This is a genomic window from Conchiformibius kuhniae DSM 17694 (assembly GCF_000428785.1).
GTDB lineage: Bacteria > Pseudomonadota > Gammaproteobacteria > Burkholderiales > Neisseriaceae > Conchiformibius > Conchiformibius kuhniae.
Map to the genome: position 1 here is coordinate 62,800 of NZ_AUAP01000011.1, position 15,407 is coordinate 78,206.

A 15,407-nucleotide genomic window follows, 5' to 3' on the forward strand; every position below is an offset into this window, starting at 1 on the left:
TTGGAAAATTTGTTGCCAGTTTGTCCAAAATCCGTATAATCTGCCCATTCTTACCGCTTTTTTGGACACGCAAACCGATGCAAACCGAAATCGACCGATTGATTGCCTACTTCGGCGGCGTCAATGCGCTGGCGCAAGCACTGAAAGAACACGACCCCGACCACCCCGTCAGCACCGCCGCCATTTATAAGTGGCGCACGCGCGGCTCGCTGCCCCTGCACCAGTTGCAAAAACTGGCGGCGCTGGCGGAAGCGCAAGGCAAACCTTTGGATTTAAACGCCTTTATGCACCAACAAACCACTTTGGAGAAAACCATGCCCCACGCAGACCAAAACAACCGCATCATTATTTTTGACACCACCCTGCGCGACGGCGAACAATCGCCCGGCGCGGCGATGAGCAAGGAAGACAAATTACGCATCGCCCGCCAACTGGAAAAAATGGGCGTGGACGTGATTGAAGCGGGCTTTGCCGCCGCCAGCCCCGGCGACTTTGACGCGGTGAGCGAAATCGCCAAAACCCTCACCCAAACCACCGTTTGCTCGCTGTCCCGCGCGGTGGAGCGCGACATCCGTTTGGCGGGCGAAGCGGTGTCGCACGCGGTGCGCCCACGCATCCACACCTTTATCGCCACCAGCCCGATTCACATGGAATACAAGCTGAAAATGAAGCCGCAACAAGTGATTGCGGCAGCAGTCAAAGCGGTAAACATCGCCAAGGAATACACCGCCGATGTGGAATTTTCCTGCGAAGACGCGCTGCGTTCCGAATTGGACTTTTTGGCGGAAATCTGCGGCGCGGTAATTGAGGCGGGCGCGACCACCATCAATATTCCCGACACGGTGGGCTATTCCGTCCCCCACAAAACCGAAGCTTTTTTCCGCGAACTGATTGCCAAAACGCCGGGCGGCGCGGGCGTGGTGTGGTCGGCGCACTGCCACAACGATTTGGGCTTGGCGGTGGCGAACTCGCTGGCTGCCTTAAAAGGCGGCGCGCGCCAAGTGGAATGCACGGTAAACGGCTTGGGCGAACGCGCGGGCAACGCCGCGATTGAAGAAATCGTGATGGCTTTGAACGTGCGCCGCGACGTGTTCGGCTTGGAAACGGGCATTGACACCACCCAAATCGTGCCCGCGTCCAAACTGGTGTCCGGCATCACCGGCTATCCCGTGCAGCCGAACAAGGCGATTGTCGGCGCGAATGCCTTTTCACACGAATCGGGCATTCATCAGGACGGCGTGTTGAAACACCGCGAAACCTACGAAATCATGTCGGCGCAATCGGTGGGTTGGGCAAACAACCGTTTGACTTTGGGCAAACTTTCCGGCCGCAACGCCTTCAAAACCAAGCTCGCCGAGCTGGGCATCGAATTGGCGAGCGAAGAAGCCTTGAACGCCGCCTTTGCCCGTTTCAAAGAATTGGCAGACAAAAAACGCGAAATTTTTGACGAAGATTTGCACGCGCTGGTATCGGACGGTTTGACCAGCCTGTCGCACGACCATTACAAATTCATCTCGCAACGCATCAGCACCGAAACGGGCGAGCCGCCGCGTGCCGAAATCGTGTTCAGCGCACACGGCGAGGAACACCACGCCGAAGCCACCGGCTCGGGGCCGGTGGACGCGATTTTCAAAGCCATTGAAAGCGTGGCGAAAAGCGGCGCGACTTTGCTGATTTATTCGGTGAACGCGGTTACGCACGGCACGGAAAGCCAAGGCGAAACCATGGTGCGTTTGGAGCGCGGCGGCAAAGTCGCCAACGGTCAGGGCGCGGACACCGATGTATTGGTTGCCACCGCAAAAGCCTATTTGTCTGCTTTGTCCAAGCTGGAAAGCCCCGAGCGTTTGAAAGCGCAAGGCACGGGCGTGTAAACCGCCGATGCACCCGATGGGGCAGGGCGTTTGCCATGCCCCTGCGGCTGTGTAAAATTTTCTTTACCTGTTGAGATAAATGTAAACCGGCGTTAAAATTCCGCCACGAACCTTTTTGGATTGACGCAACAGATGAAGTTGATTGGCGAAATTCTTCCCGTATCGCACATCGTGCTGGAGATGGAAGTCAGCAGTAAAAAACGCCTTTTTGAAGAAATCGGACAATTGCTCGAAGCGCAAAGCGGCTTGCCGCACACCGATGTGTTCGATTGCCTGTTTGCCCGCGAAAAGCTCGGCACAACGGGCTTGGGGCAGGGCGTTGCCGTACCGCACGGCCGTCATGCCGCCGTCAAAGAAGCAGTGGGCGCGTTCGTCCGCACCAAAAACCCCGTTGATTTTGACGCGCCCGACGGCAAACCCGTGTCGCTGGTGTTCGTCCTGCTCGTTCCCGAACAGGCAACGGGTACGCATTTGGAGCTGTTGTCTCATTTGGCGGAACGTTTTTCCGAAAAAAGCGTGCGCGATGAATTGATGTCCTGCCAAACGCCCGAACAGGTGCGTGCCTTGCTCGCGTGCTGATGCGGAGCTGCCCCGATGCCCAGCATTTCCGTCCGCCGTCTGTATAAAGACAACCAGCAAAAACTGCATTTGGGCTGGGTAACCGGCACCGGCGGCGGCGACAACCGCATCGGCGTGGCAGCCGACAAACCCGTGCTGGCACTGGTCGGGCATCTGAACTTTATCCACCACAACCAAGTGCAGGTATTGGGCGTTGCCGAAGTCGCCTATCTGAACAAGCTCGAACAGGCCGAACATACGACCGGCTTGGACGGGCTTTTTGATTTTCCCATGTCGCTGGTCATCGTTGCCAACGACCTGCCCGTGCCCAACACCCTGCGCGATTACTGCCACACCCACAACGTTCCCCTGCTCACTTCCGCGCTGGAAAGCCCCTACCTGATGGACGTGCTGCGGATTTACCTGCAAAGGGTGCTGGCAGCGTCCACCGTCAAACACGGCGTGTTTTTGGACGTGTTTGAAATCGGCGTATTGCTGACGGGCTCTTCGGGCTTGGGCAAAAGCGAATTGGCATTGGAATTGATTTCACGCGGACACAGCTTGGTGGCAGACGATGCCGTCGAGCTGCACCGCACCGCGCCCGAAGTGCTGGAAGGACGCTGCCCGCCGGTGCTGCGTGACTTTCTCGAAGTGCGCGGCTTGGGCGTGCTGAACATCCGCCACATGTTTGGCGAAACCGCCATCCGCCCGAAAAAACAGCTCAAACTCATCATCAACCTCGTCCCCGCCGATGACGAATACATGAAACGGCTCGACCGCTTGAGCATCCGCACCGAAACCGAATCCATCTTAAACGTGCAAATCCGCTCGGTGATGCTGCCGGTGGCGGCGGGGCGCAACTTGGCGGTGCTGGTGGAAGCGGCGGTGCGCAACTATATTTTGCAACTGCGCGGCAAAGACAGCACCCGCGAATTTCTGGAGCGTCATCAGGCGATGATGAAAGAAGACGCATTTAATCAGGAAGACAGCGATGACGATTGATGCGGTGATTCCCTGTTACAACGCATCTGCCACCCTGCACCGTGCCGTTGTCAGCGTGTTGCGCCAGCCCGAAATCCGCCGTATCCATCTGATTGACGATGCTTCCGATGACGACACATGGCACGTCATTACCCGCTTGGCGGCACAATTTCCGCAGATTCGCCCCGAACGCTTGCCCGACAACGGCGGCGCGGCGCGGGCGCGTAATTGGGGCGCGTTACAAAGTACCGCGCCCTTCATCGCCTTTTTGGACGCAGACGACGAATACGAAAACGGCGCATTGGCGGCGGCGGCGTTTGCCTTGTCCAAATTCGACTATTTGGGCTTGGTGCGCCTGAAGCTGCGCCCGATGCATTTTCCCGAACGCTACACCGCACACCCCGATTTTGCGCGGGCGTGGCGGGTGCTGGCGATGACGGTGGGCGGCAATACCGTGTTCCGCCGGCATTTTTTTCTTGCCTGTGGCGGGTTTCCGCAGCACGGGCTGTTTCGCAGCTTGGGCGGCGAAGACGGCGCACTGGGCATTGCCACCGTGCAAAACAGCGTGGTCGGCACCTTGTTTGATGCGGGCGAACCGGCCGTGCGCCACCACTGGCGCGAAGGCATGCACGCACAGCGTTTGCTCGATGCCCATCTTTTCCACCAACACGATGCGCGGATTTCGCCGCAACACATGGCGCAAGCCGAAGCGGTAACGGCAAACATCGGCGCGGCGTTGCAGAACCTGCGTGCCGTTTTGGGCGCAGACGTGTGCGGCACCATGCCTTTGCAGGTGAGCCGGAATGCTTAAGCGTTGCGCCCGAGCCGCCAAGTGATTATAAAAATTTCATTAAAATTCCTTTTAGGTTTGAAGTTCCACCGTTTGCGGCGGTAGAATGGGCTTCGGTCAGGGCGCAAACCCGTCCGAATCGGGGCAAGGCACGGGGCTGCGGCTCTGTGCGTTGAAACAAACATTTTTTGACAGGTTGGTTCAATGGCTTTCCAATCCGAAGGTTATGTCTTTAAGCCGCACGAAATGCCGATGATGCCGGGGTCGCCCGCTTCGCCCGACCTTTCGGGCGGTTTGCGTTTGCGCTATCTGCTGGTCGGTATTTGGCTGGCGTTGGCGGCGGGACTGCAAAACGGTGTGATGCAGGCGGCGCAGCCGTTTTTGCGCGGCATTTTGGGCATGGATTTGCAGCAAGACGGCTGGTTTCAGGCTGCCTACTATATGAGTTACGCCTGCATGAGCATTTTGCTGTTTAAGGTGCGCCAACATTTCGGCGTGCAGCGTTTTGTGCGCTGGATTGCGCTGCTGATGCTGGCGGCGGCGGCTTTGCAGACGGGGGTGTCGGATTACCGCACCGCGCTGCTGATTCGGGCAGCTTCTGGGGTAGTGGCAAGCGGTTTGCTGGTTTTGGCGATGTTTTACCTGATGCAGGTGTTTACAGGTGCAAAAAAACTGGCAGGGGTGATGATGGCGTTAGGATTGATGCTGTGTGCCACGCCGTTGGCGCAGGCGTTGGTACCGCCGCTATTGGGTAACGGACACATCGGCACGGTGTTGTGGCTGCCTGCGGTGTGCGCGTGTTTGAGTGCGGCGGCGATGTTGTACCTGCCTTTGCCGCCGTCCCAACAAATCCGCGCCTTGTCGTGGACGGACATATTAGTGTTTTTGCTCTTTGCCGGCGGCGTGGCTTTATTTTGCGCTTTTCTGGTACAAGGCAGGGTGGTGTGGTGGACAACCGACTGGTTGGGCTATCTGTTGGCAGGAGCGGTGGCACTGACCGGCACGGCGTTGGCCTTGGAAGCTTGTCGCGCCGAACCGATGTTGGATTGGCGCTGGATACGGATGCCGCAGATTTTGGCGTTTGCCGCCGTCGGGGCGGTGGTGCGGATGCTGACGGCAGAACAGACGGTCGGAGCGGCGGGTATGCTCGGCAGCTTGGGCATGGACGCTGTGCAGATGACGGGATTTTATACGGTGGTGTTTTGGGCATCACTGGCGGGCGTGGTGGTGGGACTGCTGCGTTTGGATGTGGACGATATCCGCCGCCCGATTATGATTGCCTTGGCGGGCATGGCGCTGGCGGCGTGGTGGGACACGGGTGTGGGCGTGCAAACCCGTCCCGAACAGATGTATCGGAGTCAGGCGCTGATGGCATTTTGTACGCTGTATTTTGTCGGACCGATGCTGCTGGAAGGCTTGGTGCGGGCGTTGGCGCAAAGCACCAACCACATTATGAGTTTTGCGGCGATATTCGGTTTGTCGCAAACGGTGGGCGGCTTGGCGGGAGCGGCGTTAAGCCATGCGTTTGTTACCTTCCGCACCAAGGCGCATTTGACGGATATGGCACAGCATCTGACGCTGACGCAACCGCAGGTAACGGCTTACCTGCAAACGGCGGCACAGCCCTACGCCCCGCAAAGCAACGATATGGCGGTGCTGCAGTCCAAAGCCGCCGCTTCGCTGATTACACAGGCAGCACAGCAGGCATCGGTGTTGGCGTTTCGTGATTTTTTTACCGTGATATGCGGCTGCGCGCTGACGGCGTTTGTGGTGGCGCTATGGCGTTGGGGCTGGCGGCGTTATCGGAAAACCGATGTTTTGGCGGCGGAAAAGGCGAAGTTGATGGCATTGTTGAAGTCTTGAGGAAACAGGAATGGATTCCAAACGAAAAGTAAACCGGCAGCACAAACCCAAACCCGTTCAGGCGGAAGAAACAAGGCGCGAAACGAATAATCCGCTTCCCGACCCCGCACCGCAGCCTGAAGCGCGGTGGCAGCCGAAAAAACGCAGCCGTTTGGCGGTGGCGGCTTTGCTGCTGCTGACGGCGGCCGGTACGGCGGCGGCATTGTATGTGTGGCGGCTGCCGCCGTTTGCAGGCAGCACGGTGTCCACCGACAACGCTTATGTGCGCGGTCAAACCACGCTGATTAGCCCGCGCGTGGGCGGTTACGTCAGCGAAGTGCTGGTAAACGATTTTGCCCGCGTGGAAAAAGGACAGCCTTTGGTGCGGATTGACGATGCGCCTTATGCGGCGAAAGTGGCGCAGGCAGAAGCCAATCTGGCGGCGCAAAACGCCAATTTGGGCAAGATGTCGCACAGCCGCACCAGCGCCGATGCCGGTGCCAAAGCGCGTGAAAGCGCGATACGCAATGCCGAAACCCAGTTGCGGCTGGCACAGGCGAATATGAAACGTTTGAACAGCGTCAAAGGCAGCGAAGGCATTGCCCAACGCGAATACGAACAGGCGCAGTCGGCTTTGGAACAGGCGCAAGCCGCCTACACGCAGGCGCAGGCGATGTACACTGTGGCGCAACAAGACGTGTTGAGCGTGGAAAACGGGCGCGAAGGTTTGACTGCCGCCGCCGATGCCGCCCGCGCCACTGTGGATTTGGCAAAACAGGAATTGGCGCACACGGTGGTGTACGCGCCCGTGTCGGGGCGTTTGGGCGAAGTGGCGGTCAAACAGGGGCAGTTGGTTTCGGCGGGCAGCCAACTGATGTTTGTCGTTCCCGACCGCCGTTGGATTATTGCGAATTTCAAGGAAGCCGATACCGCCGCCATCCGCACCGGTCAAAAAGCATCGGTGGCGGTGGACGCGCTCGGCGGCAAACGTTTTAGCGGCAAAGTCAGCGAAATCGCGCCGGCCACCGCCGCCGAATTCAGCCTGATACGCGCCGACAGCGGCACGGGCAACTTTGTCAAAATCGCCCAACGCATTGCCGTTAAAATTGAATTGGACGCCAATCAGGACGGTTTGCAGCGTTTGTCGCCGGGCATGTCGGTGGAAGCGCAAGTGGATACCGCCTCACGGTAAGATAAGGAAATACATCATGCATATTTTCAGGCTGCCTGAAAAACCGTTTTGGGGTGCCGCCGCCTGCCTGCTGGCTTTAAGCGCGTGTGCGCCGTTCAAGCACACGCCTCCCGCCGCCGTCATGACCGATGCCGCGTCCTTAAACCTGCCCTCACGTCCCGTTTTGATTCCGCCCGAATGGTGGCGGCAACTGAATGACGATGCGCTGAACCGCCTGATTGAAACCACGTTGGCACAATCGCCCGACTTGACGGCGGCGGCGGCACGTTTGCGGCAGGCACAAGCGGGGAGCGGCTTGGCGGCATCGCAAAACGGCGTTCAGGCAGCCTTGTCGGCGGACGGTGTGGGTTTGTACCACGAATCCGTCAGCAACCCCAATTCCCTGTCCGAACGCATTTTCGGCAACAGCGTCCACTACGCCAACGTCCAATTGAAAGGACAATGGGCATGGGACTTGTGGGGCGAACACAAAAGCGAATTGGCGGCGGCATTGGGCAAAGAACGCGCCCTTGCCTATGAAATCGCCCAAACCCGCCTGCTGCTGGCGCAAGCCGTTACCGCCCAATATTTCCAACTGCAAACTTTGTCGGCACAACAAGCCCTGTTGCGCGAACGCATCGCCATCAAACAACAACAGGAAAAACTGCTGCGCGACCGCATCCGTGCCGGACTGTTGCCGCCGAGCCAATTGTTTCCCGTACAAAACGCCCAACGGCAATTTGCCGCCGCCATCCGCGATTTGGACGAAAAAGCCGCGCTGATTCGGCACGCGCTGGCAGCCTTAAGCGGACAAGCACCGTACGCCTTAAATCATTGGCAACCGAAACCGTCCGCCGCCGTGCCTGCCGCGCCCGTTGCCGCTTTGAGTGCCGATATGTTGGGCAAACGCGCCGATTTGGCGGCACAGCGCGAGGCGGTACTCAGTCGCGGTCATCTGGTACGCGCCGCCGAAGCCAAGTTTTATCCGAATATCCGCATCCGCGCCCTAATCGGACGTTCCGCCTTGGAAATCGGCGATTTGCCGAGTATGCAAAGTTGGGCGGCGGGCTTGTTGCCTAGCATTACCCTGCCGATTTTTACATCAGGCGCATTGCAGGCGAATTTGTCGGTGAAGCAGGCGGAATATGACGAACAGGTTGCCCGTTACAACAAATCGGTTTATCAGGCATTAAAAGAAGCGGCCGATGCCTTGAGCCAATACGAATCCGCACGCGAAGCCGCCGCTTTGCAACAACAGACTTTGCGTTTGGCACAACGTCAGCAGGCTGCCGCCGCCGACCGCGTGAAGGCGGGCGTGGAAACGCGCTTGGCGGTTTTGACGGCGCAAGACGAAGTGGTGCAGGTACGCAGCCGTATTTTGCAGGCGCAGTTGCAGCAAAAGGTAGCATGGGCAGCCTTGAATACGGCGTTTGGCGGCGGTTTCGGGCAGCCTGAATAATGCCTGTCGGGCGGGCAGCCGGACGCGTGCGGCATTTTCCCGACAATAAAAAACCGCAAACAACCCGCCGAATTTATACAAATGATGGATTTTAAAAATAAATCAAAAGAAAACAGTCAAGTAATTGAAAATATAAAACAAGCCCGCGTGTTGCTCGCGCCGATGGCGGGTTTTATCGGTAACAGATAAAAACTTAATAGAATCATGTGTTATTGATTTTATATGGTTGTGATGGTGTGGATATGGTGCAATCAAGGGCATTAATCTCCAGTAAAAACAGCCCAAATTCATTCGGGCTGTTTTCTTTGTGTGAAGTAAAATGGGGAGTCGGAACGGACATCGGCAGGTTGTTAAAATGTTTTAATCAGCTTTTGGGCAATCCATTGCGCGACTTGCGGTACAACGGCGTTTCCCGCAGCCCGTGCCTCTTCAAAGTCGGTTTGAGCCAGTCCGCGCAAAAACCCGTCAGCTTCAGTCTTTCGCTGCCGCTCAACCATCTGATGCCGTGAGTCGGGGACAGCGATGACGTTGCCAAACGACAAATCGATGCTCGTTCCGCCGCGCAGTCCGGCAAGCAGTGTAGGAAAAGCGTCCGCCCACGCCGTGCCCGCGCAACCCGCGCCATGGCTGCGTTCCACTGGTCCGGCATCACCCATAAACTCCAGTGGGGGGTATTCGCCCAAACCCGCGCAAAGGAAAATGCGGCGGCGTTTTTGGGCGACTCCGAAATAACGAGCGTCAAGCACGCGCCAGTACCCCACATACCCGCATTGGGCCAGCGTTTCAATAACCGTTTGCAGGTCGCGGCCATCGTGGGAAGAGATGAGACCGCAGACGTTTTCCAAAACGAGCCATCGGGGAGCGAGTGATGCAACAATGTGCATTGCGTTGAAAAACAAACCGGTGCGTTGTCCGTTAAGTCCTGCCCGCCGTCCCATAATGGAAACGTCTTGGCAGGGGAAGCCGCCGACAATGACGTCCACAGGGGTAAGCTCGGGCAGACAGGTGCGCACGTCTTTGTGCTGTTTGGCGTGGGGGAAGCGGTCGGCAAGGACGGAGCGGCAGATGTCGTGGATTTCAACTTGCCAGCTTGTGATAAATCCTGCCCGCTCGAATCCGAGGTCAAATCCGCCGATGCCGGCGAACAGGCTGCCGACTGTGGGGCGGTGCGTTTGAGATGGGCCATTCATGAACTGCCTTTCCTGTGGACGCTCGCGGCGTTCGGTGGTTCGGCATTCAGGATGCTCTTTTAGAATCAGAATGATTTGAAATAATTAAGCGCACGGCAGCGTGAACATTTGATGCTCAAGCTGTATGCGCCGTCTGCATCGCCCAGCCGCTTGTTGCAGCTTTGGCAGCGTAAAATGCGGTATGCCATTGTCAGTCTCCTGTCGGATATTATACAATCCGAAGCCCCTAGGGGACGGCTTCGGGCTGACGCAGGTATGCGCTGCAAGGCCGGCAGGTGCGGTGTTCGCGCACTGCGCCTGTCGCCGTCTTTTTAGGGTTTCTGCTAAATCATGATGTTGTCCTTCTTGTTTTGATTTGGTCAATCAGGCTTGTAAGCCCTTGCTGTACACCGTTTTACCGTTCACGCGGTTCGCCGTCAGTTCTTGGCGGCGGTGGTTTTTACCACCCGCTTTGAAACCGATATGCACCCACGCACCATCGCCACGACCCGGATATTCCAAAATCAACTGGTCATAATCAATCAAACCTTTATCTTTCATTTCTTTGACGATTTTAGCTGTTTGAGTTGATGTCAAACCCTGAATATCAAAATCCGCCGCCAGCCCGTGAACGTGCGCCGAAGTCGCGCTGCCGCCGATGGCGCGGTTGAGCGTCAGGCAACGGAAACCGCTCGACACAATCAGTGCGCGCGGCGCACCGTATTTTTCGGCAACGTAGGCGCGGATTTTTTCCAACTGTTGCGCGGTGTAAACGATGTTTTTACGCTGCTCGGCATTGGGCGTGTTGTCGATGCCGCGCCGTGCCGCCGTTTGGCTGCGGGTCATTTCGCGCCAGCTAAAGTTTTCCGTTACCCAGTCGGCGGGGTTTTTCGCGGGCGGGGTTTCCGGTGTTTGCGGCTCGGTTTCGGGGATTTCGACCGCTTCAATTTCGGGATTGTGGTTTTCAGTCATTTGACTTTCCTTTAAAAACAAGATTAAAAACAAAACCGCCTTGCGGCGGTTCGGGGTTGCGGGCAGCCTGAAATCAGGACTTGCCCGCATCATCGGGGGCGTAGCGTTTGGCGAGTTTGTCGGCAAGGCGGCGCACGGTGTCGGGGGCAACGGCTTTGACCGCGTCCAGTACATAACCCGCCACCAAGCCCACACCCACGCCGAAACCGCCGCACAGCCAAGCCTTGTTGAGCGGCAGATAGTTTTCGGCTACGGCTGCTGCCAGCACCGCCGCGATGGCGGCTTCCACCGCCACCCGCCGCCATGTGCCGTGTCCCTGCTCGAATGCACCGAGTACGCCCAAAATCCCGCCGCACATGGCAAACACGATGCCGGCGGGAAACAAAGTCTGCCATGCGTTCACGGGCTGCCGTCCTTTCCGTAGCGTTCTTGGGTTCTGATTTGCAAGCGGCTGTAGTCAATCAGGTTTTTGCCTGCCAAGCTGCACACGGCAGCCAAAATGAACGGCAATGCCATGCTCGGGTTGAACGGCGGATAATTGGCTGAAAACGCCGCAAAAATCAAAAACCACAACACCCCGCCCACCAGCAGCACGAAGCCGCTCAAGATGTTGGCTCGCGGACTGTGCCACACCATCAGCAGCAATTGCGCCAGCCCCACCGCCGCCAAAACCGAAACGGTTAAAGCCGGCGGCGCGGTGGCGAATTTGTGGTAGATGGGATAGCGGGTGAGCAGTGCGGCATGGTTGGCAAAGGCAAGGGCAAAGCCCAACAGCCCCAGTCCGCTAATCAGCTCCACCGCCCGCGTTCCCGTGCCGAACAGCCAATCCTGCAAACGGCGCGGCAGAAACCGCCAGCCGAGCAGGTAATTCCACCAATACAGGGCTTTGGTTTTCATGGCTGCCTCCTTATCCTGCTTCCGTACCGGCATCGGCGGGCGCAAATACCAAATCCGCACCGCTAAATTGATGCGGCTGGACGGGATTGCCGTAGGGGTCAAGCGCATCGGGCGCGGTTTCGGCGGCGATGCTGCGGTAGGCCCAATCCTGCACGTCCGTACCGCGCGGGGGTGTGCCGTACAGGGTAACGGTGGTGCTGCCCATCGGCTGTTTGCCCGCTTCGTGCAGCTTTTGGCTGTAATAACTGGCAAGGGTGGCGGTGGCGTAAGCACTACCGTAGCCGATATGCAGGTCGTTGATAACGTGGTAGCCTGCCGGTGCGCCGGTTTGCTCGTCCACAATGTCTTTTTTCAAGCCGATGATGTGGGTTTGGTTTTGAGTGTTTTTTGCCATGATTTTTCCTTTTCAATTGGCAGTTGCAAAAAAGCCCGCAGATGCGGGCGGTTAATCGGGGGTGCGGCACAATATCCAGTTTTCAGGCAGGTAGTCGGGGGCTTTGACGTTGCCACTGCTTTTAACGGACAGGTGTTGGTACAGTTCCAGTTTGTCGTTGCCGTGGCGGTAGGCGGGCAGGCCCCAAAACGGTATCAGGTCGGCACGGTTCCGCTCGCCGCCGTCCAAGATGTTTTCAATCGTTTCCAGCAGGGCGCGGCGGCTGCCCAAGTCGCGTTCGATGCGGGCGTGGATGTCCGTATCGTAGCCGCCGCCGTTGAGTTCGCGCCGTGCTTGTTCGGCATCGATGCGGCTTTGGTGCTGTTGTTGCGCTTCCAGCCGTTGTGCTGCTTGTTCGGGGCTGTAGTCGGGGTTGGGCAGGTGGGCAACGGTGGGGTCGATTTTAAACAGTACGTTCAGGGCGCGTTGCAACTTCCATGTTTTTTGATGGATGAACAGGTTGAATTTGTCCAATACGTTGGTGTCGCGCAGCAGGATGTCGATAGCGGTGCGGTTGGTAGGGGCGTGGTAATCCAGTCCCGCTTGGGCGTACATTTGCGACAGTTTGAACGGCACGGTGGGGTTCCACGGTGCGCCCGCGTAGTCGTCAGACAAATGGGCAGGACGGCTGCGTGTGGGGGTGTTGCCCAAGCTGCGCTCGAATACGCTGTAGGCATGGACGTTGCCGGTGCCGTTCAGTACGCCGCCGCCGGACAGGTCAAAAATGCCGCCGCAAGCATGCTGTGCCACGCTGCATACTTTGGCATAGTCGTGTCCCGCTTGTACGGTGTAGATTTTGCCGATGCTGCCGGCATCGCGTACGGACACTTGTTGTCCTTTGCGGACGGCATCTTGATTGGACAACAGCCGCAACAGGGGGCGGGCATTGTTGTACAGTTCGTAACGCAAGGGGGCGTTCGGGTCGTCTTCCAGTTGTTGGCACAGGCGGCGGCGGGCGGTGTCGTCTTCATTGCCGATGCTGTCGGCAATGCCGCGCAGGGTGGTGTCGCAGTGGCGGGCAAAGAAGTAACGGGCGCGGGGCAGGCTGCTCATGTGCAGGGGAGACGGGGCAAGGGGTTTGCCGTGGCTTTCGGCGGTTTCGCCCGTCCACACGATTTTGGCAAGCGGCGGTTCGTGGCCGTATACTGCCAAGCCGTAGTCATCGGGCGTTGCCACCGTTGAGCAGCGTGCAAAATAATCCCAAGGCACGCCGGCACAGTCGTACAGGTGCAGCACGGTTTCGGTGTTCGGGGTCATTTCCACATACAGCCGTCCTGCGGTCAGGGCAACCAGCCCGAAGCCGTCCGATGCGCCGTTGCCGAGCGGGCGGCAACGGAAAGTCAGCGCACAGGGCAGTCCGGTGCGGATGCCGCGTAATGCTGATTCTGCCGCCGCCGCGCTGTTGCGTCCGCGCCGCGCCGCCTGCCAATCTTGTCCCGACAGGACGGCGGCAGTCAAACGGCTTGCCAAGTCGAATTTGGCGGCATCGTAGGACGCGCCCCAGCCGTGCATCACCGCCGCCAGCAAGGGCAAACTTTCGCCGCAGCCGTGCAGGCTGAATTCGTATTTGTGGGTGAGGGCGGTGCGCACTTCGCCGCCTTCGCGGTCGGGGTGGGGACTGCGGTCGCGGTAGGCACGGGCGATGCCGTCCGCACGCAGGGCGGTGAGCGGAACGTTGCGGCTGCCGTCCCGTTCGGACAATTCCTTGCCGTCCGCCGCCACAACAAACAATTCGCCCAAGCCGCGTTGCCGCAGCGTTGCCGTGCCAATCAGCTTGGGGGCAAACAGGTTGTTGCCCAGTACGTTTATGCCTTGTTCGTTGTATACGGCGATGCCGTAGTGGTCATTTGTTCCAGTAGCCATACAAAAACTGCCTTCCTGCAAATTCGCCGCCTGTCCACGGCATGCCGCTATACATATTGTCTGCCTGATAAGGCACGCGCCACACCAAGCGCCCTTTGTCGAAATACACCGCTACGGCGTGTTCGGTGGGGGTATTGGCGGCAAAGGCATGGGCAAGCGGCATCACGAATATGCCGCCAAAGTGTTCGCGCAGGGGAAACAGCGCGTCCAATTCGATGATGCCGCTCCGTCCGCCGCCCAGCAGCAACACGCCTTCCACCGCCAAGGCGGCTTCAAGGTTTTCGCAGATGCTGCCGTTGTGGTCGGCGCATAAAATACCGTAGTCATTCATCGCAAGCGTCCTAAAATTACCCGCACCCGTCCGCGTGTGTCGCGGATGACGATGCGGTCGTTGTCGATACTCAAACCGGCTTGGTTGGCGGCGGTGGAGCGCGATGCAAACGCGCCGCTCGGTTCCATGGTGAATGAACCGATTTGCAGCCGTGCCGCCACCAGTGTGGGCGTACGGATGGTTTGTCCCGCCGCAATGTGCTTGCCCTGAATCAAACCATCTGCCAACATATCGCCCGACAATGCCAGTTTGGCTTGTCCGCCTGTGGTTGTTACCACAAACGGCATCTGCACATTGCTGCCATTGGGCGCGGCAAGGGCGAACTTGTCCGCCATCACGATAAATTGGCTGTCGCCCGTTTCGCCGTCCGCGCCCAGTGCCAAGCCCGCCACCGCTTTGCGGCTGCCGACTGCCTGCACTTTGACGGTGTGCATGGCTCGCACCGTACCGTGCAGGGACGACACAACGTCTTGGGCGGTTTCGATTCGGGCGTAGGCATTGTTGATGGCGGATGTGAGCAGGTCATCGCGGGCGACTTGGGCGCGGTCTTTTTCGGCAATGGTGTTTTGCAGCGTTTGCAACTGCGACTGCGCCGTGCCGATTTGGCTTTTGGCGGTGTTCACTTCGCGGGTGAGTGCGGTGTCGGCGGCGGTGCGGGCTTCGCGCTCGGCGGTGATGGCGGCGTTTGCGGCGGCAATCTCCGCGCCGGCATCGGCGGGTTTGTAACCCGCCCATATCTCGCCTTTGGAAGCGTAGGGCAGACAATATTCCACCGCTTCGCCCGTGTAGCTGCCGTCCACCGATACAAACATTTGGCTGTATGTGCCGCCATCTTGTACGGGTTTGCGGGCTTTCATCACCGTCCATTGCCAGTTGTGCGACAAGGTCGGTTGTGCCAAATAATCAACATTTTGCCATGCAGGGGAATTACTGTAGTGCAGCACGATTTTGCCGTTTTCGGGCTGCCCTTCGGGGACGCGGGCGCACACCGCCAAAATGTAATATTCGCCTTTTTCCCATAGGGCAGCAACGGTATAAATGCCTTTGGTGCTGCCGTTGCGCCCCTGCCA

The 15,407-nt window shown here is 58.3% G+C and carries 16 protein-coding genes; 7 read left to right on the forward strand and 9 right to left on the reverse strand.

Features of this window, described 5'->3' with window-relative positions; all coding sequences use genetic code 11:
- Nucleotides 1–77: 77 nt before the first annotated feature.
- The 7 genes from G392_RS0105480 to G392_RS0105510 all read left to right on the forward strand — a co-directional run bounded on the left by G392_RS0105480 (nt 78) and on the right by G392_RS0105510 (nt 8,672).
- A complete protein-coding gene (locus G392_RS0105480; RefSeq protein WP_027009428.1) occupies nt 78–1,871 on the forward strand; it encodes a 2-isopropylmalate synthase in 1,794 nt (597 codons plus the stop codon).
- Between the two features lie 132 nt (nt 1,872–2,003).
- Nucleotides 2,004–2,450, forward strand: a complete 447-nt coding sequence (ptsN, locus tag G392_RS0105485; protein ID WP_027009429.1) for a PTS IIA-like nitrogen regulatory protein PtsN — start codon at nt 2,004–2,006, stop codon at nt 2,448–2,450.
- A 15-nt stretch (nt 2,451–2,465) separates the two neighbouring features.
- A complete protein-coding gene (hprK, locus tag G392_RS0105490; RefSeq protein ID WP_027009430.1) occupies nt 2,466–3,431 on the forward strand; it encodes an HPr(Ser) kinase/phosphatase in 966 nt (321 codons plus the stop codon).
- The gene (locus G392_RS0105495) at nt 3,421–4,221 is read left to right on the forward strand and encodes a glycosyltransferase family 2 protein (protein WP_027009431.1); all 801 of its coding nucleotides are present in this window, start codon (nt 3,421–3,423) and stop codon (nt 4,219–4,221) included. Before hprK ends, G392_RS0105495 begins: the two co-directional genes overlap by 11 nt.
- A gap of 225 nt (nt 4,222–4,446) precedes the next feature.
- A complete protein-coding gene (locus tag G392_RS0105500) occupies nt 4,447–6,063 on the forward strand; it encodes an MFS transporter (RefSeq protein ID WP_245571935.1) in 1,617 nt (538 codons plus the stop codon).
- A 10-nt stretch (nt 6,064–6,073) separates the two neighbouring features.
- On the forward strand, nt 6,074–7,234 hold the full coding sequence (locus tag G392_RS12235) for an HlyD family secretion protein (RefSeq protein WP_051255599.1): 1,161 nt from the start codon (nt 6,074–6,076) through the stop codon (nt 7,232–7,234).
- A gap of 16 nt (nt 7,235–7,250) precedes the next feature.
- Nucleotides 7,251–8,672, forward strand: coding sequence for an efflux transporter outer membrane subunit (locus G392_RS0105510; RefSeq protein ID WP_034334509.1), 1,422 nt, complete (start codon nt 7,251–7,253; stop codon nt 8,670–8,672).
- Nucleotides 8,673–9,022: 350 nt separating this feature from the next.
- Here the strand turns inward: G392_RS0105510 and G392_RS0105520 are convergent, their stop codons facing one another.
- From G392_RS0105520 to G392_RS0105560, 9 genes are all read right to left on the reverse strand, one after another.
- The gene (locus tag G392_RS0105520) at nt 9,023–9,862 is read right to left on the reverse strand and encodes a DNA cytosine methyltransferase (RefSeq protein ID WP_027009434.1); all 840 of its coding nucleotides are present in this window, start codon (nt 9,860–9,862) and stop codon (nt 9,023–9,025) included.
- A gap of 65 nt (nt 9,863–9,927) precedes the next feature.
- On the reverse strand, nt 9,928–10,050 hold the full coding sequence (locus G392_RS14370; RefSeq protein WP_156900816.1) for a Com family DNA-binding transcriptional regulator: 123 nt from the start codon (nt 10,048–10,050) through the stop codon (nt 9,928–9,930).
- Nucleotides 10,051–10,225: 175 nt separating this feature from the next.
- On the reverse strand, nt 10,226–10,813 hold the full coding sequence (locus tag G392_RS0105530) for a D-Ala-D-Ala carboxypeptidase family metallohydrolase (protein ID WP_084165934.1): 588 nt from the start codon (nt 10,811–10,813) through the stop codon (nt 10,226–10,228).
- Nucleotides 10,814–10,886: 73 nt separating this feature from the next.
- A complete protein-coding gene (locus G392_RS0105535; protein ID WP_027009436.1) occupies nt 10,887–11,216 on the reverse strand; it encodes a hypothetical protein in 330 nt (109 codons plus the stop codon).
- On the reverse strand, nt 11,213–11,710 hold the full coding sequence (locus tag G392_RS12240; protein ID WP_156900817.1) for a hypothetical protein: 498 nt from the start codon (nt 11,708–11,710) through the stop codon (nt 11,213–11,215). The genes G392_RS0105535 and G392_RS12240 overlap by 4 nt, the downstream gene beginning before the upstream one ends.
- A gap of 10 nt (nt 11,711–11,720) precedes the next feature.
- Nucleotides 11,721–12,104 (reverse strand): hypothetical protein, encoded by a 384-nt coding sequence (locus G392_RS0105545; protein WP_027009437.1) that lies wholly within the window; start codon nt 12,102–12,104, stop codon nt 11,721–11,723.
- Between the two features lie 51 nt (nt 12,105–12,155).
- A complete protein-coding gene (locus tag G392_RS0105550) occupies nt 12,156–14,006 on the reverse strand; it encodes a hypothetical protein (protein WP_027009438.1) in 1,851 nt (616 codons plus the stop codon).
- Entirely contained in the window at nt 13,987–14,337 is a 351-nt protein-coding gene (locus G392_RS0105555; RefSeq protein WP_027009439.1) for a hypothetical protein, read from the reverse strand. Before G392_RS0105555 ends, G392_RS0105550 begins: the two co-directional genes overlap by 20 nt.
- The coding region (locus G392_RS0105560) for a DUF1983 domain-containing protein (RefSeq protein ID WP_027009440.1) at nt 14,334–15,407 on the reverse strand (1,074 nt) is incomplete at its 5' end. The genes G392_RS0105555 and G392_RS0105560, both read right to left, overlap by 4 nt.

Coding starts and splice junctions, on each gene's coding strand:
- G392_RS0105480 (WP_027009428.1), top strand. CDS start 78: ATGCAAACCGAAATCGACCGATTGATTGCCTACTTCGGCGGCGTCAAT.
- ptsN (WP_027009429.1), top strand. CDS start 2,004: ATGAAGTTGATTGGCGAAATTCTTCCCGTATCGCACATCGTGCTGGAG.
- hprK (WP_027009430.1), top strand. CDS start 2,466: ATGCCCAGCATTTCCGTCCGCCGTCTGTATAAAGACAACCAGCAAAAA.
- G392_RS0105495 (WP_027009431.1), top strand. CDS start 3,421: ATGACGATTGATGCGGTGATTCCCTGTTACAACGCATCTGCCACCCTG.
- G392_RS0105500 (WP_245571935.1), top strand. CDS start 4,447: ATGCCGATGATGCCGGGGTCGCCCGCTTCGCCCGACCTTTCGGGCGGT.
- G392_RS12235 (WP_051255599.1), top strand. CDS start 6,074: ATGGATTCCAAACGAAAAGTAAACCGGCAGCACAAACCCAAACCCGTT.
- G392_RS0105510 (WP_034334509.1), top strand. CDS start 7,251: ATGCATATTTTCAGGCTGCCTGAAAAACCGTTTTGGGGTGCCGCCGCC.
- G392_RS0105520 (WP_027009434.1), bottom strand. CDS start 9,862: ATGAATGGCCCATCTCAAACGCACCGCCCCACAGTCGGCAGCCTGTTC.
- G392_RS14370 (WP_156900816.1), bottom strand. CDS start 10,050: ATGGCATACCGCATTTTACGCTGCCAAAGCTGCAACAAGCGGCTGGGC.
- G392_RS0105530 (WP_084165934.1), bottom strand. CDS start 10,813: ATGACTGAAAACCACAATCCCGAAATTGAAGCGGTCGAAATCCCCGAA.
- G392_RS12240 (WP_156900817.1), bottom strand. CDS start 11,710: ATGAAAACCAAAGCCCTGTATTGGTGGAATTACCTGCTCGGCTGGCGG.
- G392_RS0105545 (WP_027009437.1), bottom strand. CDS start 12,104: ATGGCAAAAAACACTCAAAACCAAACCCACATCATCGGCTTGAAAAAA.
- G392_RS0105550 (WP_027009438.1), bottom strand. CDS start 14,006: ATGGCTACTGGAACAAATGACCACTACGGCATCGCCGTATACAACGAA.
- G392_RS0105555 (WP_027009439.1), bottom strand. CDS start 14,337: ATGAATGACTACGGTATTTTATGCGCCGACCACAACGGCAGCATCTGC.